Source organism: Rhodococcus sp. 15-649-2-2 (assembly GCF_002258645.1).
Classification (GTDB): domain Bacteria; phylum Actinomycetota; class Actinomycetes; order Mycobacteriales; family Mycobacteriaceae; genus Rhodococcoides.
This window is the reverse complement of the sequence record NZ_NPFM01000035.1, coordinates 48,858-68,749: the sequence shown is the minus strand read 5'-3', so window position 1 is coordinate 68,749 and position 19,892 is coordinate 48,858. Positions and strand designations below refer to the sequence as shown.

The following is a 19,892-nucleotide window of genomic DNA, read 5'->3' as shown; positions in this document are numbered from 1 at the left end:
CGATCCGGCGTTCATCGGCGACGGGGACTCGTTCTCGGTGCACACCCGGTGGATCGAAACCGAATGGGACAACCAGGTTCCCCCGTTCACCGCCGGGCAACCGATCGACGAGGACGAGGTCCTGCCGCGGCAGTCCGTCGTCGTCGAGGTCGGCGGCCGCCGCGTCGAGGTCTCGTTGCCCGGGGAACTGTCCCTCGGCGGCAACAACGGGCCTGCCGGAGCAGTACGCCGCAAACCGAAAGCCCGTACCCGCGGCGGTGCCGGAGCAGGAGCCGCGTCCGGTGACTCCGTCACCGCACCGATGCAGGGCACCGTCGTCAAGGTCGCCGTCACCGAAGGCCACACCGTCGAAGCAGGGGACCTCATCGCCGTCCTGGAAGCGATGAAAATGGAAAACCCCGTCACCGCCCACAAAGGCGGCACCATCACCGGCCTGAGCGTCACCGCAGGCGACGCCATCACCCAAGGCACCGTCCTCACAGAAATCAAGTAGGGAGTATCCGATGACTGCCCTCGCTGAATCGTTCGACGGTGATACCTCTCCGGCGCATTCGACCGAGCTCGAAATCGTGTCGACGGTGCTGCGCATGGCGTCGGCCGCGCGGGTTCGTCTGGCGGAGGCACTGGACGCACAGGGGCTGAGCTGGGCGAGGTACGAGGTGCTGGAACTGGTGTGCAGGCGAGGGCCGACGTCGTACAGCACATTGTCGCGAGAGCTGGTGCGGCACAGAACAAGTATCACCGCGACCACCGCGAGCCTGGTGGACGCGGGGCTGCTGGTGCGAAGCGTCAATCCGCGGAATCGGCAGCAGTACTTGGTCGAGGCCACCGACTCGGGCCACCGTGCGGTGACGCGCGCCGAGCGTGCGCTCGAGCGCGCCCGGTCGCGGATGGCGGTCGATGCGGACTCTGCCCAGACGCTCGAGGTTCTGCGGGGGATAGAGAAGCAGTGGAACGGTCGGCACTGATCGGCGGCTGACTGCAACGGCGCGCATGGTGTGATTCGAGTACCCCTGGGGTGATACCCCCAGGGGTACTTGCATACCCCCTTGGGTATATGCGATGGTGGGCACGTTCGATTGCTCGGGGTTTCCTCTGCCCCGATCGATACCCCCACCCGTATAGGAGAACCATGTCGCTGCGCGATGCCGAAACTCTTCGTCCACCTGATGACCTGCCCGCGAGCAGGCCAGGCCTACTCGGCCGTGCGGGTGCTTCGATGGTGACCCATCGCCGTTGGGTGTTCGGCGTGTGGCTCATCGCGTTGATCGGCCTCGGTTCGTTTGCGCCGTCGGTGTTCTCGTCTCTCGCCGGGGCGGGATGGCAGGCGAACGGATCCGAATCCGTTCAGGTTCGAGAGCTGGCCCAGCAGCATTTCGGCGGCAACTCCTCTGCGGCGGTGCAGGTGGTCGTCCACTCCGACGCGGCACCCGTCACCGATCCCGCCGTCCAGGATGTGATTGCCGACGTGTCCGACGTGTTCGCCGGTGACTCCAGATTCGGGGACGTTGTTGCGCCGCAACCGGGTATGACGATCAGCCCGGACGGCCGCACCGGCATCGTCATCGCCGGTGCGAACGGAACGACCGACGAGATGGTCAAAGCCGTCGACGATGTGAAGGAGCGGTTGACCGGGCTCTCGGGCGACGGAATCGAGGTGTATCCCACCGGCTCGTCGGCACTGTGGTCGGACTTCAACAAGGCGAACCACGATGCGATGATCCAAGCCGAACTGTTCTCGTGGCCGGTCACATTGGCGATCATGGTGCTTGCCTTCGGATCACTCGTCGCCGCGGGATTGCCGCTGCTGCTCACGGTCGCCGGGCTCGTCGCATCCGCCGGTGGTCTCGTTCTGCTCAACGGTGTCACGCCGATCTCGGTGTGGGCCATGAACTTCGCGATGATGTTCGCCCTTGCTCTCGGAATCGACTACGCGCTGTTCATCGTCGCTCGATTCCGCGATGCGTTGCGAAACGCCGACCCTCGGGCGGCAGTGGCCGAAACCATGGACACCGCGGGCAAAGCCGTCGTGTTGTCCGGTCTGACAGTGTTGGTGAGTCTGTCCGCAGTACTACTGGTCCCCGCGCCTGCGGTGCGCACCATGGCTGTCGGGATCATGCTGGCCGTCGCCTTCGTGTTGCTGGCGACCATGACACTGCTGCCTGCGGCATTGGGGGCGCTCGGACCCAAGGTCAACGCCGCATCGTTGCCGTACGCCAAGCGTCAGGAGCATCGATCCCCGAAGTTCGCAGCATGGGGTGAGTTGTTGCACAAGCACCCGTGGCCGTTCGCCGCTGTCTCCGTAGGAATTCTGATCGCCCTGGCACTCCCGGTGCTCGGCTTGAAGGTGGCGATGCCGTCCATCGCCGTGGTGCCCGAGGATGCACCGGTGCGGCAGGGATACGAACTCGTCCAAGCCCAGTTCGGCCCGGGTGCACCGGGTTCGCTGCAGATCGTCGTGCCCGAAGCGGATGCTGTCGGCACCGCTGAGGCGGCAGCTCGAGTCGAGGGGATCTCGATGGTGACTCCGCCGCAGGGTGCGACCGATGGATCGGGATTTGCACTGCTGCAGGCAATTCCGTCGGTGGATCCGTCCGACGAGGCGATGGGCTCGATTCTCGACGATCTGCGCGCCGCTCTGCCCGACTCCGCGCTCGTCGGAGGAGCGCCCGCGGAGAACCTCGACTTGCAGCAGGCCTTGAACGATTACCTGCCGATCGTCGTCGGGATCATCCTGGTCCTCGGATTCGTGCTACTTCTGGTGGCGCTGCAGGCCCCGCTGATCGCGCTGCTCGGCACGCTGGTGAGCCTGCTGTCCACTGCCGCAGCCTTCGGCGTTGCCAAGTTGATCTTCCAGGACGGCCACGGCGCATCACTGCTCGGTTTCACCCCGCAAGGATTCCTGGACGGCTGGGGTCCGGTGTTCTTCTTCGCGATGATCTTCGCCATCGCCATGGACTACACCGTTTTTCTGCTGGCCACCGCCAAGGAGCATTACGAGCGCACAGGTGATTCCAAGGTGGCCCAGGTCGACGGCTTGGCTCACTCGGGACGAGTCATCTTTGCCGCCGCAGCGGTGATGGTGGCAGTGTTCTTCACATTCGCACTGTCGGATCCGCTGCCTCCGAAGGAGATGGGCATCATCCTCGGCGTTGCGGTACTGCTCGACGCGTTCCTGGTTCGACTCGTGCTGCTTCCGGTACTGCTACGGCTGACCGGACACGGCGCGTGGTGGTCGCCGGCATGGCTGCGTGCCGTGTTGCCCTCCATCCGCTTTTCTCACTGAATCAACAGCTCCCACCGAACAACAAGCTTTCGAGGAGACACCATGAACATCGCACTGTCCACCACGCTGACCGACACCGATTTCGACACCGCGATCGACAGCACGAAAAAGGCGCTGTCGGAACAGGGTTTCGGAGTCCTCACCGAGATCGATATGCAGGCGACTCTCAAAGCGAAGCTCGGCGAGGACATGGAGCGCTACATGATTCTCGGTGCATGCAACCCCGGGCTGGCGCACCGTGCGGTCGGTGTCATGAAGCAGATCGGGTTGCTGCTGCCGTGCAACGTGATCGTGCGTGACGACACGTCGGCACCGGGATCGGTGATCGTCGAGGCGATGAACCCGGCCATCATGGTCGAGGTCACCGGTGAGCCGGAATTGGCCTCGGTCGCCGCGGAAGCGACAACCAGACTGGAGGCGGCCATCGCTGCTCTCGGCGGCCGTGGATCCAACCCTGCCTGATGCCCCCGGGGGTACCATCGAGTTCGACACCACCACCATCGAGGGGATCGACATGATCGGCGACGAAGACAGCATTGCACTGGTACTCAACCGACTCAAGCGCGCACACGGTCAGCTTGCCGGCGTCATCGGGATGATCGAGAACGGTCGCGATTGCAAGGACGTCGTCACCCAGCTCGCTGCTGTCTCGCGTGCGCTGGACAAAGCTGGATTCAAGATCGTGGCGACAGGTCTGCGTGAGTGCATGACGGGTGAGGGTGCAGACGGTAAGGAGCCGATGTCCGAGGCGGAACTCGAAAAGCTGTTTCTGGCGTTGGCCTGACGAGGTGAACACTTGGGGTTCAGGCCGGCAGATTCGGCCGAATACTTGACTTGGTCCAGAAAGCCGGAGGATACTGGCCGCGTGATGCCAATTTCGCCGCATGCGGAGCAGTTGCGCACTGCCGATATGCGCGTGACCCGTCCCCGGGTCGCGGTACTCGAGGTCGTCGAAACCAACCCGCACGCAGACACCGACACCATTCTCGGGCTCGTGCGATCCATGCTGCCCGAGGTGTCGCGGCAGACGGTCTACGACGTCCTCAATGCATTGACGGTTGCGCGCCTGGTTCGGCGGATCGAGCCGGCGGGTTCGCCCGCGCGGTACGAATCGCGCGTCGGCGACAATCACCATCACGCCGTATGCCGCTCGTGCGGCGTCATCGCCGATGTGGATTGCGCAGTAGGCGAGACGCCGTGTCTCACGGCATCGGACTCCGTCGGTTTCACTATCGACGAGGCAGAGGTCATCTACTGGGGCCTCTGCGCACAGTGTTCGGCAGCTCGTGAGCAGCCGTCGGTTCCCGTTCAGTTCCCTCCCCGGTCTCGAACACAGCAGAGTTCGTGACCACCGATCACAGCCCGATCGTCATACCTTGGAAGGAAGCACGTGTCTGAAGATCACGTAACACGCGAAAAAGAGATGAACGAGGATCAGCCGCAGGAAGGTGGCGGTGGCAAGTGTCCGGTCATGCACGACTCGATGCCGAGGCCCGTCGAAGGCGGAAGCAATCGTGAGTGGTGGCCGAAGTCGCTGAATCTGAAGATCCTCAAGAAGAACCCGGCAGTCGGCGACCCCATGGGGCCCGACTACGACTACGCAGCCGAGTTCAACTCTCTCGATCTCGCCGAGGTCAAGCGTGACATCGAGGCCCTGATGACGAATTCGCAGCCGTGGTGGCCTGCCGACTTCGGTCATTACGGCCCCTTCTTCATTCGCATGGCATGGCATGCAGCGGGCACGTACCGCAAGCAGGACGGACGCGGCGGTGCCGGAGCCGGCATGCAGCGCTTCGCGCCGCTGAACAGCTGGCCAGACAACGCAAGCCTGGACAAGGCCCGGCGCCTCATCTGGCCGGTCAAGCAGAAGTACGGCCGCAAGCTGTCCTGGGCCGACCTGATCGTGCTCACCGGCAACGTTGCCATCGAATCCATGGGTCTGCCGACCTACGGCTTCGCCGGCGGACGCGTCGACGCCTGGGAGCCGGACGAGGACGTCTACTGGGGCCCCGAGCAGACCTGGTTGGGCGACGAGCGCTACGACGGTGATCGCACGAGCCTCGAAAACCCGCTTGCCGCAGTGCAGATGGGCCTGATCTACGTCAACCCGGAAGGCCCCAACGGCAACCCGGATCCGGTGCAGTCCGCACTGGACATTCGCGAGACCTTCGGCCGGATGGCCATGAACGACATCGAGACCGCGGCACTCGCCGTCGGCGGACACACGTTCGGTAAGACACACGGCGCAGCGGACCCCGACGAGCACATCGGCGCCGAGCCCGAGGGTGCCCCCATCGAGCAGGTGGGCCTCGGCTGGAAGAACAGCTACCAGAGTGGTGTCGGCGCGGACGCGATCACCAGTGGCCTCGAGGTCATCTGGACCCCCACGCCCACCCAGTGGGACAACTCGTTCCTCGAGACCTTGTACGGGTTCGAGTGGGAGCTCTACAAGAGCCCGGCCGGTGCACACCAGTGGCGCCCGAAGAACGGCGAGGGTGCGGATCTCGTTCCCGACCCCGCCGATCCCTCCAAGCGTCGCCACCCGTCGATGCTCACCTCCGACATCGCGATGCGCGTCGACCCGATCTACGAGCAGATCACCCGGCGGTGGCTCGACCATCCCGAGGAGCTCGCAGAGGAATTCCAGAAGGCATGGTTCAAGCTCACCCACCGCGACATGGGCCCGGTCTCGCGTTACCTCGGCCCCGAGGTTCCCGCGGAGCCCCTGCTCTGGCAGGACCCGATCCCGGCCGTCGACCACGAGCTGATCGGTGACGCACAGATCGCCGAACTGAAGCAGGCCATCCTCGGATCCGAACTGACTCAGGAGCAGCTGATCTCGGCTGCATGGGCGGCGGCGTCGTCGTTCCGCGTCAGTGACAAGCGCGGCGGTGCCAACGGTGGCCGTCTGCGTCTGCAGCCGCAGGCCGGCTGGGAGGTCAACGAGCCCGACGAGCTCGCGCAGGTCATCCGCGTCCTCGAAGGAATCCAGCAGTCGTTCTCCGGAACGGTGTCCTTCGCAGACCTCGTGGTGCTCGGTGGCGTCGCAGCCGTCGAGCAGGCCGCCAAGAACGCAGGCGTCGACATCACGGTTCCCTTCACTCCGGGCCGCATGGATGCCACGCAGGAGAAGACGGACGTCGACTCGTTCTCCGATCTGGAGCCCAAGGTCGACGGTTTCCGTAACTTCCTGGGCAAGGGTCAGAAGCTGCCGGCCGAGTTCAACCTGGTCGATCGCGCAAACCTGCTGTCGCTCAGTGCACCCGAGATGACCGTGCTCGTCGGTGGTCTGCGCGTGCTCGGCGCGAACTACAAGCAGTCGACACACGGCGTCCTGACCGACAAGGTCGGCACGCTCACCAACGACTTCTTCGTCAACCTCCTCGACATGGGCACCGAGTGGGTTCCCACCGCCGAGGACGGCATCTACGAGGCCAAGGATGCCGCGACCGGTGAGAAGAAGTGGACCGGAACTCGCAACGATCTGGTCTTCGGCTCGAACTCCGAATTGCGCGCTCTCGCAGAGGTGTACGCCTGCGACGACGCCAAGGAGAAGTTCGTCCGGGACTTCGTCGCGGCCTGGGACAAGGTCATGATGCTCGATCGCTTCGAACTGAGCTGAATCGGGTAGTTCACACAGCACCCCGCGAACCTGTGGTTCGCGGGGTGTTGTGCTGTGGCAGAAACCTTTTCGATCAGCGCTGCGACATCGCTTTCGCGGCCGCCTTGATGGCCCGTCGAATTCGGGGATAGGTACCGCACCGGCAGACGTTCTCGATGGTGTCGATGTCCTCGTCCGTCGGGTCGGGGATGCGCTTCAGCAGTGCGACGGCAGCCATTATCTGGCCCGGCTGACAGTAACCGCACTGGGAGACGTCCTCGTCGATCCACGCCTGCTGCACCGGATGGAGAACGTCGCCGTCCGCGAGTCCTTCGATGGTCGTGACCTCTTTGTCGGCGGCATCGGAGACCGGTGTGACACAGGGGAGTACCTCCTCCCCGTCGAGATGGCTCGTGCAGGCATGGCACACGCCGATGCCACACCCGTACTTGGGGCCGCGGACACCGAGTTCGTCCCGCAGGGCCCAGAGCAACGGCATGTCGTCGGGTAGGTCGACCGACACCGCGACCCCGTTGACGACGAACTTCTGTTCAGCCATGGATCCTCATTTCGGGAACGGATCGAAGTCGACGTCGAACAGGATCGGGAAGCTGGTGGGGGTGGTATCGGTGGCTCGTGCGTAGGCGTTGGCCACTGCGGCGGCCGCAGCGGGCACTCCCAATTCTCCTGCTCCACCAGGGTTCTCGGTGGTGGGCGGCATGATCACCACTGACACATCCGGTGGTGAATCGCGTTGGCGGGCGTAGTGGAACTGCGAGTAACTACCCTCGAGCGGCAGCCCCTGCTCGTAGTGCAGTCCGGCCCTGAGGGTGGTCGAGATGCCGTCCATCAGGCAGCCGATCATCTGGGCCTCGAGACTGCGGGGGTTGACCACGCGGCCGACGTCCACGACTATGACGGCTTTTCGCACGCGGGGCGCTCGCGGGTCCTGCGCGTCGATCTCGACGAGATATCCTGCACTGGAACCGAACTCGGCATGGAACCCGATGCCCTGCGCCCGGCCGGGGCCGAGGTCTGCACCCCAGTTGCCCTCCACGGCCAGCGTGTTCAGTACATCACGGTGGCGGTCGCTCGCCACCGCCCCGATGCGTAGCTCCAGCGGATCGGTATCGAGGGCGTCGGCGATGCGATCCACCATGATCTCGGCCGCTGTACGTACCGTTCCGGAGAACACCGATCGCCAACTGCCGGTGGGCATCTCCACCGGTACCTCGACGAGGGTCCTGATGCTGCTGTCGGTGAACGAGTACGGGTCGCGGGTGCTGTGGAACAGCGTCTGGGAAATCAGCGGGGACGGTGCCAGTGCGTCGGTGACGAGGTCACCGAAACCGCCGTCGAAATCGGTGCACACTGCGGCCACGCGCTGCTCCCAGGAGATCACCGTGCCGCGGGCAAGGACCGCGTCGAACTTGGTGTGTACCGCAGGCCGGGCTCGGCCGTGCCGCATGTCGTCCACCCGCGACCACATCAGGCGCACCGGTTTGCCCATTGCTCGGGAGATGACGGCGGCCTCGAGCGGGCCGTCCAAGTAGAGCCGCCTGCCGAACGAGCCGCCCCCGTTCATCACGTGGGTGGTGACCCGATTCAACGGAATGCCCAGTGTCAGAGCAATTTTCTGCCCGGCGTAGTTGGGTAGCTGCATCGATGCCCATATGTCCGCGCGATCGGCCCGCACGTCGGCGACTGCCGAATTGGTTTCCATCGCGGCATGCGAAACGGGAGCGAAGTCGAAATCGACGTTCAGTTTCGTTTCGCCCGGCAGCTCGGGCCTGCCTACTCCGCCGAGACCCGTGAACGCCGGGGTGCTCCGACGAAGCCTGTCCTGGATGGAATCGGTGGACTCGTCGTCGATGGTTCCGGCATTCCACGTGACCACCGCGGCGTCCTTCGCCGCGAGCGCGTATCCGAAGGTGCGCGCCATGATGGCGACCCCGGTGGACACGACGGCAACATCGATGACCCCTGGCATCGCCCGCAACGCCGCCTCGTCCACCGAGGCGACGGTTCCGTTGATCGTCGGTGGGCGTCGGACGACGACAGGCATGGCGTCGGGCACGTCGAGATCGAGCGTGTAGGTGAGCCGACCGGTGACGATCGCGCGAGCATCCTGGCGCGTGGTCGGTGTGCCGACGACCGTCAGATCTTCCTCCGACTTCGGGTCCACCACCTCGAAGCGCAGTTCCGGGGCCGCGGCAGCGGCTGCCAGCTCGCCGAAGTGCGCCGCCCGTCCGTCCGGTGCCATGACGACACCGTCGACGATCCTCAGCGTGCCGACATCGGCACCCCACCGATCGGCGGCAGCGCGCAGCAGCCGCGCTCGTGCCGTCGCAGCGATGGATCGAACGGGCTCCCAGAGAGACTGGATGGAGTTGGAGCCGCCCGTGTAGTGGTTTCCGATCAGTTCCTGCCGGCCACGTGAGAGTGACACGACGGTCTTGTCGAGAGACGTGTCCAGCTCTTCCGCTATCAGCATCGCCACCGAGGTGGTCAGTCCCTGTCCGATCTCGGCACGGGGCAACGCGCAGTGCACGGAGCCGTCCCCGCGCACCTCGAGGATCACCAGATTCGAGTCGGCGGGAATCGCGGTGAGGACCTGATCGGGCTCACCGTCGGTGCCGACCGGTTCCGCGGACGCGCTGGTGCGTGTGACGAGCATCAACGTGGAGCCGGCCACTACAGCGGTGAAGAAGGAACGACGCGATACGGTGCGCCGTCCGGGTGTCGCGTGCGTCACATCGTCCTTTCGGTTGGGCCCGACTTTACAGTCGCCGATCCGACCAACGCCGCACGGCGAGGTTCGGCCGTTCGCGAGCCCGAGAATTCCTTCGGCCATTTGTCACTCGTCACGACGGCGCTACCTCGGTCGCCGTTATCGATTCGTTATATTTTGTTGCCCTATCGTGATATTGCCCCCAGATCTGCTGACATGTCCGAACGGCAGCATCGGTGACATGGAATCAGACAACGCGGCGGTCGGACCCGCACAGGACACACGTGACAACACTGCGACGAGTGGCCAGGGCTTCGGATCCTTCCTGGAAATGTTTCAGAGCGCGTCGACGACGAACTCCGAGCGCGACCGCTGAATCGCGCAATGCGGAAGTGACCTCTGCGCCGAGTTAGCGTGACGGTATGCAGTCACCGATCACCCGCTACCTCGAATCCGTCCTCGACGATTGCCGACACCTCGACGGCGGGGCAATCGCGGAGGGTAACGCCGAACTCGAGCGAGCAGACCCCGAGACCTTCGCGGTGGCCCTTGCGACCGTCGGTGGATCGGTCTATGCCGCAGGTGATTGCGATACCGAATTCTCCATCCAGTCCATCTCCAAGGCCCTGGCGTATGCGTTGGCCGTCGAGGACAACGGACTCGAACGAATGCTGGAGGCCACCGACGTCGAACCCTCCGGCGATTCGTTCAACGAGATCTCGCTCGAACGCGCCACGGGTCGACCGCGCAATCCGCTGATCAATGCAGGAGCACTCGCTGTGCACTCGATGATTCGGGGGAGCTCGGCGCAGGAGCGTGCCGATCGCATCAGGGACTTGCACAGCCGGTGCGCCGGAAGGCAATTGAGCACCAACACGTCGGTCTACGAAGCCGAGATCGAATCGGACGACCGCAACACCGCGATCGCCTACCTTCTGAAATCCGTCGGAATTCTCGCAGCCGATCCGGCCGAGGTGGTCGACGGCTACGCCCGTCAATGTTCGGTGGACGTCAACTGTGTGGATCTGGCCACCATTGCGTCGGTGATGGCCAACGGGGGAGTCGATCCCATCACCGACGAACGGTTGATCGACGGTGCGGTCAATCGTCACGTGCTGTCGGTGATGTCCACCTGCGGGATGTACGACGGATCGGGGAGTTGGGTTGCGGCAGTGGGTATTCCGGCCAAGAGTGGGGTGGCCGGTGCGATCGTCGGTGTGCTGCCCGGGCAGGTCGGGTTGGCTGTGCTGTCGCCCAAGTTGAACGAACACGGAAACAGCGTGCGGGGAGTCGCCGTGTTCGAGCGCCTTTCACGGGATCTCGAATTGCACATGATGCATGTGGCACCGAGTGGTACGTCGGCCATTCGTGAGGTGACGGGTGAGGACGCCACGATCGTGCACCTGCAAGGTGACCTACGTTTCGCCGGAGCCGAGTCGGTACTGGCCACCTTGACCGAGGGCATCGACGCCCATCACCGAATCACCCTCGATCTGAACCATGTTCGCGCGATGGACGACGTGGCGCGTCGGCTTCTCGAGGACGCAGCCGCCGGTCTGCGCGAAGACGGCCACGACGTCGACATCGATGATCCGCACGGACTGATGGCAGTACTCGAACTCGACTGATCGTTGGGCGGTGCCGTCAGAGCCGTCCGCGGAGAATCATGTTCCAGTAGCTCAGTGGCAGGCCGTAGCGGTCGAACAGCCAGGCCGATCGTCGCGCTTTCAGCGGATCCAGAAACGACGGTAGCGATGGCGTGAGTGCCCCGGTTCGGTCGAATTCGGCCGCAACGAGACGGTGGGCGTCGATCGTCACCGGTGCCACGGTGTATCCGTCGTACGAGGACATTTCTCGTCCGGCTCTGGCGGCGAGCAGGTTGTCGATCAGAACGGTTATCTGCTTTCTCAGCCCACCACCGGACGAATCGGTGTCGATTCCGGCACCGTCACCGGCGGCCCAGATCTCGCTGTGTTCGCGGTGTCGCAGTGTGCGGGGGTCGATGTCGACGAGACCGTGCTGTCCGTCTCCGGTCAGTTTCGACGACTCGACCCATGGCTGTCCGCGAAACGGGGGCACCAGGTGCAGCATCCGGTAGTCGATGATCTGCTGTGCGCCATGGTGATCGGTGACGCTGATCTGCCGAGTTGCAGGGGAAAGGGCGGTCACTGCTGTGCGGTGCAATATCCGGACGCCGAGATCGCGGAGATGATCGAGCAACACCGAATCGAGCCGAGGCACATCGAGTAGACCTTCGCGGTCGATCACCAGGGTGATGTCGATGTCGGCGAGCTGCCCGGTCGCCCGCCAGTGGGCGGCGGCCAGGAACAGTGGTTTGAGCGTGGTGCCGGTGCAGCCCACGGGTGGCCGCGGCACCGTGAACACTGCAGTGCCGCGCTCGGAGGAGTCGCCGATCTCGGGTGACGGGAAGTGGGAGATCAGTTGCCAGGTCTTCTCTGCTCGACCCAGATAGTTGCTCGTCACCGCGTCCGAGTCGGCGGCCGCGGTGATTCCGGGCAGAGCCTCGTGGTCGGGTACCAGGCCGGTCCCGATGATCAGGTCGCGATACCCGTATCGCCGACCCGACGCGGTCGTGACCACCTTCTCGTGTGGGTCGACGAGGGCTACCGTGTCCTGGATCCAGGTGCTGCCCTTCGGCATCACCGAGCGTTGGGTTCGTTCGGCATCGCGGAGTCGGGCTTGGCCGCCCCCGACATACGACAGCAACGGCTGATAGGTGTGCACGGACTGGGGTTCGATGACCGCTACATCGCTGATGCCGAGACGAAGTGCGCGTGCGGCCGCGCTGACGCCTGCGTTGCCGCCGCCGAGAACGAGAACGTCGTGGCGGCCGTCGACGCCGGCCGAGGTCAAGCCGACATCTCTCTGTATGCGAGTGCAGCATCGAGAGTGGTGTGAAATGCGGTGCGGCCGCGTGCGTTTGCGGCCAGCGCCCGGGTCGACTCGATCGATCCGACCACAGCCAGTCGAGTGCCCCACCGGCTCAGGTGCATCGACGTGGCATCGAGAATTGCCGCCGTGCCTGCCGGCACTGCGTCGACCGCGGTCAGATCGAGCACCAACCGAGAACCTTCGACCGATGCATCACCGAGTGTCTCGGCCAGCACGCCGAGATCCTGACGACCGAATTCTCCGGCGACGCGAACGACGGTGGCACCGCCCAGTTCGGTGACGGTGATGCCGGCTCCAGCAGTCGGTGCCGGAAACACCTGCCGAAGCGACGGTACGACGACGGCGGGAACAGGGTCGATGGAAGGTAGAACCGACAAGAGAATCTCCTCGATGAAGGACGCGGGCAGCGATGCCGTCGCAGACGGTGTGGGCCCGATACGGGCGAACGGCGGCGTTTGCTTCACCGCAGGTTGTAGTCGGACTACCCGATTCGTGCGGTTTCAAGCGGCTTGTTTGCGGCCGGTGCAATCGGGCATACAGTTGCCACCTTCGAGTGGAGTCCACGCTCGGCACACAGCCCGAGAGGGCACGTCTTGCGATGACGATCTCCGAGAGGACACCTCGATGACGACGGCGGAATTCGATACGTTCAGATCCACCCGCGCGGTTCACGCGGATCCTGGAGTCTATGAGCCGCAGGACGATTCATGGCTCCTCTGCGAGATGGCGTCGCGGGCCGGGGTGCTGCGGGGTGCCCGTGTGCTCGACATGTGTACCGGTAGCGGTGCCGTCGCGCTCGCTGCGGCGTCGTTGGGCGCACGCGAAGTGCTGGCGTTCGACATCTCGCCGCTCGCGGTGGCGTGCGCTCGCCGCAACGCAGCCGCCCTCGATGTCGACGTCGACGTCCGTCTCGGGTCGTTCGCGGATGCGTCGGTGCTCGAGCCGTTCGACGTGGTTCTGTGCAATCCGCCGTACGTGCCCTCGGAGGCTGTGCCCGAGGGTGTCGGTCCGCACCGAGCGTGGGACGGCGGCCACGACGGCCGAGTGGTGCTGGATCCGCTGTGCGATGCCGCTCACGACCTGCTCGTTCCCGGCGGGACCCTGATGGTGGTGCAGTCGGAGTACTCCGACCCTGCACGAACCGAGGCGATGCTGCGCCGTGCGGACATGACGGTGTCCGTGGCGGCACGTCGATCGATCTCGTTCGGCCCGGTCATGACGGAGAGGGCTGCCTGGCTTCAGGAGGTCGGACTGCTCGAAGCATCCCGCGACATCGAGGATCTGGTGGTCATTCGTGCCGACCGACGATGAGGGCAGTGCCATCGGGGGCAACGATGGTCCCGTGGCGTCCACCACGAAACGCACCACCGTCCGCATCGTCAGGGGTGGGCCGATCGTCATCGACGGCCCTGTCGAGATCGAGTTGGACGACGGCACACGAGTGTGTTCCGACCGATTCGCCGTGGCGGTCTGCACGTGCCGACGGAGCAAGAACTATCCGTTGTGCGACACCAGCCATCGCGCCAAGAAGCGGCAGGCTCAGTCGAGCGAGGACCGACCGGCGGACCAGCGCGACATCACGTGATCGGCGAGCTCGTTCTCCACGAAATCCAGTGCACGCATTCCGAACACCACATCGGCCTCGAGTTCGGGCTCGTCGCGGAGTAGATTGCCGACGACATCGTGCCGAAGCACCTGCTCGTGCACCGCATCCGCTTCGACGTGCTCGGCGTAGAACGCAATGCATGCCTGGGGCGCCTTCAACCTCTTCAGACCGTGTACGTACCGCCGTGAGCCCGGCGACGACGTGATCTCGGTGGCGGCAAGGTGTCCGACCGTGGCACCACGCAGTCCTCGGTGCAGGCCGAAGAGCGACATCAGGTTCACCCACGCCAGAGTCTGAGCGGGAACACGGTCGACGTATCCGAGGTACGACGCGTCGAGCTCGGCGGCCACCATGGAGTCGGCCCACAGTTTCTGGTGGACGCGATCACCCTTCCCGCCGCCGTACTCGTCGAATTCGACTGCCACATAAGAGGCTTTGGCCTGACCGGTCAACCGGGGGATGGCCCAGGCGTGCGGATCGGCTTCCTTGAGATGGTAGATCGACCGATGCACGAAATACTCGCGCATCTGCTCCCACGAACCCTCGTCGCGCAGAAACCACGACGGGCCGGTTCCCGAGGTCGCCTCGACGGAGAGGGAGTCCATCTCTGCGGCTGCATCGTGCCCGGGTTCGACGTGAGCCCGGACGTACTCGAGAAAAGCGGATTCGAGTGTTGCTCGCAGGCGAAGGAGATCGGGGTCCCACTCCCATGCGTCGGCGACACCGTCGAATCCGCGATAGTGCAATTCGTAGCAGATCAGCAGGGCGAGTTGTACGTCTCGCGACGTGGAGTCGACGTCTGTCGGTGTCGGCAAGATTCCGACCGTTCCCGGCTCACCTGTGGTCAAGCACCGTACGACGGCTTCCGAAATCGGCCCGCACGGAACCGGCAGGACGGGGGAGCGTGCGGCGGTCGGGCGGGCGGACAGAAGCTCGGTCATACCTGAGGCTACCCACCGCGGGGCGGTATCAATCGCAGTCGGCGCAGGTGTTTGTGAGCCGTCACAACCGGCAATCCGTCGTGCACGACATCGAACTTCGGTGTCGAATCCACCGGAAGGACCTCATGCGCGCAGTCACCTGGCAGGGCAAGAGAAAAGTCAGCGTGGACACGGTTCCCGATCCGCGGATAGAGCAGCCGACGGACGCGATCGTCAAAATCACGACCACCAACATCTGCGGCTCGGATCTGCATCTGTACGAAACGCTCGGTGCATTCATGGACGAAGGCGACATCCTCGGCCACGAGCCGATGGGCATCGTCGAGGAAGTCGGCTCGCAGACAGGCGATCTGGCAGTCGGTGACCGCGTCGTCATCCCGTTCCAGATCTCCTGCGGACACTGCTACATGTGCAATTCGAGTCTGTACACCCAGTGCGAGACCACCCAGGTTCGCGAGCAGGGAATGGGCGCAGCATTGTTCGGCTTCTCCAAGCTCTACGGGCAGGTGCCCGGCGGACAGGCCGAGTACCTTCGTGTCCCGCAGGCGCAGTTCACACACATCAAAGTTCCCGAGGGACCGCCGGATTCACGATTCGTCTACTTGTCGGACGTGTTGCCCACCGCGTGGCAGTCCGTCGAATACGCTGCGATCCCCGAGGGCGGATCGGTGACGGTGCTCGGTCTCGGGCCCATCGGAGACATGGCCGCTCGCATCGCGCAGCACAAGGGTGCCCGAGTGATCGCGGTCGACCTCGTTCCCGAACGGCTTGCCCGCGCAGCTGCGCGAGGAATCGAAACGGTGAACCTCGCCGAACACAGCGGCGGCGTCGGCGACGTGATCCGGGAGATGACCCACGGCAGGGGAACCGACTCCGTCATCGACGCCGTGGGCATGGAAGCGCACGGATCTCCGGTCGGCAAGATGGCGCAGCAGATCGTCGGGATGCTCCCGGACGCCGTTGCGGCTCCGATGATGCAGAAAGCCGGTGTGGATCGGCTGGGTGCGTTGTACTCGGCCATCGACATCGTTCGCCGCGGCGGAACCATTTCGATCATCGGCGTGTACGGCGGTATGGCCGATCCGCTACCGCTGATGACCATGTTCGACAAGCAGATTCAGCTGCGAATGGGGCAAGCGAACATCAAGAAGTGGGTCGACGACATCATGCCGTTGCTCGGTGACGACGATCCTCTCGGCGTCGATTCGTTCGCAACGCACGAGTTGTCGCTCGACGATGCCCCGCACGCGTACGAGATCTTTCAGAAGAAGCAGGACGGTGCCATCAAGGTTCTGCTGAAGCCGTAGGGCTTCGAATACAGCGATGCGGCCCGGAAAATCACGGGCCGCATCGGTATTCGCAGAAGGATCAGTCGACTGAGATGACGTCCTTGGCGATTGCTGCCACGCGCGTCTGTCCTGCGGACACGACTCCGTGGCGGTTCTTGTGTGCCTCTTCGTACGTCACGACGGTGCGAACGTCGGTCGGGTTGCTGAGGTCTTTGATGGCGGCGACGGCGTCCGAGACGTTGAGATCGTCGTAGTCCGCGATCGGCAGCTCGTCGGCGTCGAGGGTTCCACTGGCCGAGCGAGCAGTGTGGATCGCGTCGGCGACAGCATCGACGCCTTCGCTGCGGGTCACGTCCTCGGCAGCCTCGAGTGCTGCGTCGCGGCTCGCGGTGAGTGTCTTGACTGCGACGTCACCGGCATGTGCACCGCGGCCCAGCAGTGCGCTGAGGCGGTCCGGGGTGGCGCGAGCTGCATCCAGTGCGCGGTCGAGGCCTCGTGCCGACCAGGTTGCCGGTGCGTTGACGATCTTGACCGCGGTACCTGCGGCGGCCTGGAACGGGGTGCGGCGCAGTGCTGCGGGTCCGCCGAGAGCGTCCTCGGCAAGTACCGTCTCGAGCCACTCGACCGTGGCGGTGTGAGCGGTGGCCAGCCTGGTGGCCAGTGCAACCACGGACGGCTCGTTCGCTGCTGTTGCCAGTGCCTTGATGTACTTCGCTCGGCCCAGCAGCTGCTGCTCGAGCGCGAGATCGCCCAGCAGTGCTTCGTCGAACGGCTGAGCCTGTTCGGCGACTGCCTTGACGGCAGCGAGTGTGCGTCCCAGGAACGGTGACACGAGATCGGGCAAGCCACCGAGACCACGAAGGGCTTCCTCGATGGCTGCGGCGCGATCCCGGCCGTTCGCGGCATTCTGGGTCAGTTCTCGACGAACCGCCTCGGTGCGCGCCTGAACGACGCGAGTTTCCGCGATCTGGATTTCCGTGTTCGTCAGCTGCAGCGCGACGCGCAACTGGGCGATCAGCGTGGATGTGCTCATGGTGCTCCCCTTTCGGTTGGTGATCGATTTCCTGTGGCCGATGCCTGCGGGTCGCAGCGTGATGCTCGGCCCTGTACCGGTCATTACCCGTGGGTAGGTTCGGTCAAACAGGAGTCGCGGATGTGTGAACAGGGACACGTGTGGACGGATGCGCGGGATGGTCGCGACGTACGCCGGTTTCGATCGCGCACCGAGTGGACATCCGTAATCGATGAACACCGAGCTCTACACAGCAACCGTTTCCGCCACCGCGACCGGAGTCACGTCCGACGACGGCGTCCTGTCGCTCGGTGTGCGCGAACCCCAACAACTCGGTGGTCCCGGGGAACGCACCAACCCCGAGCAACTGATGGCCGCGGCCCTGTCGAGTTGCCTGGTCGAATCGTTGCGCATCGCCCTCGGAACAGTGGGCGGCAGTGTCGACGACCTGGCTGTCAAAGGCAAGGTCGTTCTGACCGACTCCGACGCATCCGGGTACGACGCAAAGTTCTCTCTGGCGGTGTCGCTGCCGGGCACGGACAATCCCGAGGCGATCCTGGCGCAGGCGACGTCGATCTGCCCGTTTCTCAAGGTGATCGACGGAGTGGACGTAGTCCTCGAATGACGCCGCGTCGGCATTCTGTGGCACATTTCCAGCCGTGACGACAATTCGTACGCGGGCGATTCGTAGCCTCGGCGCCATCAGAGCAGGGTTCGCCCGTGAGGACACCACTCTGATTGCAGGTGGACTCACGTTCTACGCCGTCATCGCCGTTGTGCCGCTGCTACTGCTCGCGATTCGCGCCACAGCTCTGCTGGTATCGGCGGAGTGGGTACGGTCCGGGTTCGATGCGGTGTCGGCATTGCTGCCCGACGCGCTCGGTGCCCGGGCTGCGGTCGACGGATTGGCCACCGCCGGCATCGAACTCGGTCCGCTCGGGGTCCTGATCTCGATCTTTCCCGCGACGTTCTACGGGGAAGGCCTACGCCGGGCGATCGTGCGGTTCGCTCCGACTCGAGAATCGTTCACCGGTTGGCGTGGTCGACTGGCGATGGTGCCGTTCTTCGCCGCAGCGCCGGTGCTGCTGGCCGGCGTGCTGAGCGTTGCGCGGCTGCTCGAGGCAACGACCGGTGACGGCGGGATCGGTGCTATGACGCTGCGCGTGTTCCTCGGGTTCAATTGTCTGTGGCTGATTCTGTCGGTTCCCCTTGCGTGGACCTACCGAGTGATTGCTCCGCGGGCGGTGGGTTGGCGGGCGTTGGCCGTGGGATCGTTGGTCACCTCGTCCATCGTCACCGGGTTCGTGCACGGTTTCATTCTGTTTCTGGCGATTCCGGTGGATCTCGGCGCGCCGTTCGGCGGCCTCACCGCGATCGGTGGGGGCGTGGCAATCATGCTGTGGATGTTCGTGTTCCACATATTGGCGCTCGCAGGCTGGCTGGTCACCGCGGAGTTCGATCTGCCCGGCGATGCAGCCCGAACATCAACTGGGTGAAGCCGAGAACGGCCAGTGTGCACGTCACGGAAATACCGATTGTCGCCGATGTACCGGCACTCGCCGGAGCGGCACCGGCAACGGTGGCCGTGACCGCGGCAGCGATCACTCGGGAAGGACGCTCCCATACCGTCAGAAATCCGACGTCGGGTATACCGGCACCGACTGCCCGGGCCCGGGCCATCTCGTGGAGGAGTGTCGTCACCCCGACCGCGACGACGAGAGGCATCGGGGCTCCCAGCGCCAAGCCGCTCGCAAGCAGCAAAAGATCGCTGCAGCGATCTGCGACCGTGTCGAGGAGATAACCCCACTGTGATTGGGATCGACCGATCATCGCGACGCCGCCGTCGATACTGTCGAGCAGGCCCGAGAAAGCAATGAGCACAGCGGCGAGCAGGGGGGCCGAGGTGCCTGGCCGAGACAGAGCGACCGCCGCCCCTGCCACGACGACGGCGGTGCAGGTGACGGCATGGGCGGACACGGAGGCACGAACCAGCGGGGCGCTCAGCGTGTAGACCACTCGGAGCCACCATCTGACCAACACCGACGAAGACGGATCGATGCCGTTGTGCAGCGTCGACCACGTCGACAGGTATTCGTCGCGAGTCGCCGGACGAACCGGGGAATCCCGCTGACTGGACACACTGCGCTGACTGACCATCGACGATCCTTGCTCGGCACCCGATACGAGGGACCCGACGAGCATCCGAACTGGAGGGTGTACGTCGAGACTTCCATCCCGAGTACCCGTCGCCGGCGTTCTCAATCGGTGTCGGAGTTGCTCTCTCGTCTGCGGGCCTTCAACCGAGAAACCTTGACGCCCGCGGCGACGAGCACGATCAGCCATCCCGAGATCAGCACCCCGCCACCGACAAACGCCGCGCGGCGCAACGGGTGGGTGTCGGCATAGACGTACCCGACTGTGCCCCATAGCAATGCAACGAAGGCGATGATCGCCATCATGCAGATCATCGAATACAGCGTTCTGTTCATCTTCATCCGACCTTGCTCTTCACT

Annotated in this window: 22 protein-coding genes; 14 read left to right on the top strand and 8 right to left on the bottom strand. The window is 64.5% G+C overall.

Features of this window, described 5'->3' with window-relative positions:
* The 7 genes from CH305_RS26925 to katG form a co-directional block, all read left to right on the top strand.
* On the top strand, positions 1 to 493 hold a 493-nt coding region (locus CH305_RS26925), incomplete at its 5' end, for a biotin/lipoyl-containing protein (RefSeq protein ID WP_143545334.1).
* Positions 494 to 503: 10 nt separating this feature from the next.
* The gene (locus CH305_RS26920; RefSeq protein WP_052058307.1) at positions 504 to 968 is read left to right on the top strand and encodes a MarR family transcriptional regulator; all 465 of its coding nucleotides are present in this window, start codon (positions 504 to 506) and stop codon (positions 966 to 968) included.
* A 164-nt stretch (positions 969 to 1,132) separates the two neighbouring features.
* Positions 1,133 to 3,286, top strand: a complete 2,154-nt coding sequence (locus CH305_RS26915; RefSeq protein WP_256984004.1) for an MMPL family transporter — start codon at positions 1,133 to 1,135, stop codon at positions 3,284 to 3,286.
* A 42-nt stretch (positions 3,287 to 3,328) separates the two neighbouring features.
* Positions 3,329 to 3,748 (top strand): DUF302 domain-containing protein, encoded by a 420-nt coding sequence (locus CH305_RS26910; RefSeq protein ID WP_094705631.1) that lies wholly within the window; start codon positions 3,329 to 3,331, stop codon positions 3,746 to 3,748.
* A gap of 52 nt (positions 3,749 to 3,800) precedes the next feature.
* The gene (locus tag CH305_RS26905; protein ID WP_032405046.1) at positions 3,801 to 4,070 is read left to right on the top strand and encodes a metal-sensitive transcriptional regulator; all 270 of its coding nucleotides are present in this window, start codon (positions 3,801 to 3,803) and stop codon (positions 4,068 to 4,070) included.
* An 84-nt stretch (positions 4,071 to 4,154) separates the two neighbouring features.
* Positions 4,155 to 4,634, top strand: coding sequence for a Fur family transcriptional regulator (locus tag CH305_RS26900; protein ID WP_032378010.1), 480 nt, complete (start codon positions 4,155 to 4,157; stop codon positions 4,632 to 4,634).
* A gap of 42 nt (positions 4,635 to 4,676) precedes the next feature.
* The gene (gene katG / locus CH305_RS26895) at positions 4,677 to 6,908 is read left to right on the top strand and encodes a catalase/peroxidase HPI (protein ID WP_094705629.1); all 2,232 of its coding nucleotides are present in this window, start codon (positions 4,677 to 4,679) and stop codon (positions 6,906 to 6,908) included.
* Between the two features lie 73 nt (positions 6,909 to 6,981).
* Here katG and CH305_RS26890 read toward each other — a convergent pair whose 3' ends face one another.
* Together CH305_RS26890 and CH305_RS26885 are read right to left on the bottom strand one after the other, a co-directional pair.
* The gene (locus CH305_RS26890) at positions 6,982 to 7,446 is read right to left on the bottom strand and encodes a (2Fe-2S)-binding protein (protein WP_032404741.1); all 465 of its coding nucleotides are present in this window, start codon (positions 7,444 to 7,446) and stop codon (positions 6,982 to 6,984) included.
* Positions 7,447 to 7,452: 6 nt separating this feature from the next.
* A complete protein-coding gene (locus tag CH305_RS26885) occupies positions 7,453 to 9,642 on the bottom strand; it encodes a molybdopterin cofactor-binding domain-containing protein (RefSeq protein WP_094705641.1) in 2,190 nt (729 codons plus the stop codon).
* A gap of 217 nt (positions 9,643 to 9,859) precedes the next feature.
* Between CH305_RS26885 and CH305_RS29585 the strand changes: the two genes are divergently transcribed.
* Both CH305_RS29585 and glsA read left to right on the top strand, forming a co-directional pair.
* Positions 9,860 to 9,994, top strand: coding sequence for a hypothetical protein (locus CH305_RS29585; protein WP_256984003.1), 135 nt, complete (start codon positions 9,860 to 9,862; stop codon positions 9,992 to 9,994).
* A 46-nt stretch (positions 9,995 to 10,040) separates the two neighbouring features.
* The gene (glsA, locus tag CH305_RS26875; RefSeq protein ID WP_037149624.1) at positions 10,041 to 11,246 is read left to right on the top strand and encodes a glutaminase A; all 1,206 of its coding nucleotides are present in this window, start codon (positions 10,041 to 10,043) and stop codon (positions 11,244 to 11,246) included.
* Positions 11,247 to 11,262: 16 nt separating this feature from the next.
* Here the strand turns inward: glsA and CH305_RS26870 are convergent, their stop codons facing one another.
* Positions 11,263 to 12,492, bottom strand: a complete 1,230-nt coding sequence (locus tag CH305_RS26870; RefSeq protein ID WP_094705625.1) for an NAD(P)/FAD-dependent oxidoreductase — start codon at positions 12,490 to 12,492, stop codon at positions 11,263 to 11,265.
* A complete protein-coding gene (locus CH305_RS26865) occupies positions 12,489 to 12,995 on the bottom strand; it encodes a hypothetical protein (RefSeq protein ID WP_094705623.1) in 507 nt (168 codons plus the stop codon). Before CH305_RS26865 ends, CH305_RS26870 begins: the two co-directional genes overlap by 4 nt.
* 160 nt (positions 12,996 to 13,155) lie before the next feature.
* Between CH305_RS26865 and CH305_RS26860 the strand changes: the two genes are divergently transcribed.
* Both CH305_RS26860 and CH305_RS26855 read left to right on the top strand, forming a co-directional pair.
* Positions 13,156 to 13,842: a HemK2/MTQ2 family protein methyltransferase gene (locus tag CH305_RS26860; protein WP_032404745.1), complete on the top strand. Its 687-nt coding sequence runs from the start codon at positions 13,156 to 13,158 to the stop codon at positions 13,840 to 13,842.
* Positions 13,826 to 14,116 carry a CDGSH iron-sulfur domain-containing protein gene (locus CH305_RS26855; RefSeq protein ID WP_037149612.1) on the top strand — a complete coding sequence of 97 codons (291 nt, stop codon included), beginning with the start codon at positions 13,826 to 13,828 and terminating at the stop codon, positions 14,114 to 14,116. Before CH305_RS26860 ends, CH305_RS26855 begins: the two co-directional genes overlap by 17 nt.
* Here CH305_RS26855 and CH305_RS26850 read toward each other — a convergent pair.
* Positions 14,071 to 15,078: an iron-containing redox enzyme family protein gene (locus CH305_RS26850; RefSeq protein ID WP_179278416.1), complete on the bottom strand. Its 1,008-nt coding sequence runs from the start codon at positions 15,076 to 15,078 to the stop codon at positions 14,071 to 14,073. The two genes, CH305_RS26855 and CH305_RS26850, sit on opposite strands and share 46 nt — an antisense overlap.
* 125 nt (positions 15,079 to 15,203) lie before the next feature.
* Between CH305_RS26850 and CH305_RS26845 the strand changes: the two genes are divergently transcribed.
* A complete protein-coding gene (locus tag CH305_RS26845) occupies positions 15,204 to 16,385 on the top strand; it encodes a zinc-dependent alcohol dehydrogenase (protein ID WP_037149609.1) in 1,182 nt (393 codons plus the stop codon).
* Between the two features lie 61 nt (positions 16,386 to 16,446).
* Here the strand turns inward: CH305_RS26845 and CH305_RS26840 are convergent, their stop codons facing one another.
* On the bottom strand, positions 16,447 to 17,400 hold the full coding sequence (locus CH305_RS26840) for a hypothetical protein (RefSeq protein ID WP_032405049.1): 954 nt from the start codon (positions 17,398 to 17,400) through the stop codon (positions 16,447 to 16,449).
* A gap of 211 nt (positions 17,401 to 17,611) precedes the next feature.
* Here CH305_RS26840 and CH305_RS26835 point away from each other — a divergent pair, with 211 nt between their 5' ends.
* Positions 17,612 to 18,004: an OsmC family protein gene (locus CH305_RS26835; RefSeq protein ID WP_032404748.1), complete on the top strand. Its 393-nt coding sequence runs from the start codon at positions 17,612 to 17,614 to the stop codon at positions 18,002 to 18,004.
* 34 nt (positions 18,005 to 18,038) lie between these two features.
* On the top strand, positions 18,039 to 18,875 hold the full coding sequence (locus tag CH305_RS26830) for a YihY/virulence factor BrkB family protein (RefSeq protein WP_094705621.1): 837 nt from the start codon (positions 18,039 to 18,041) through the stop codon (positions 18,873 to 18,875).
* Here CH305_RS26830 and CH305_RS26825 read toward each other — a convergent pair.
* Positions 18,823 to 19,536, bottom strand: coding sequence for a CDP-alcohol phosphatidyltransferase family protein (locus tag CH305_RS26825; RefSeq protein ID WP_052077881.1), 714 nt, complete (start codon positions 19,534 to 19,536; stop codon positions 18,823 to 18,825). The two genes, CH305_RS26830 and CH305_RS26825, sit on opposite strands and share 53 nt — an antisense overlap.
* A 101-nt stretch (positions 19,537 to 19,637) precedes the next feature.
* Entirely contained in the window at positions 19,638 to 19,868 is a 231-nt protein-coding gene (locus tag CH305_RS26820; protein WP_141215767.1) for a hypothetical protein, read from the bottom strand.
* Positions 19,869 to 19,892 lie beyond the last annotated feature (24 nt).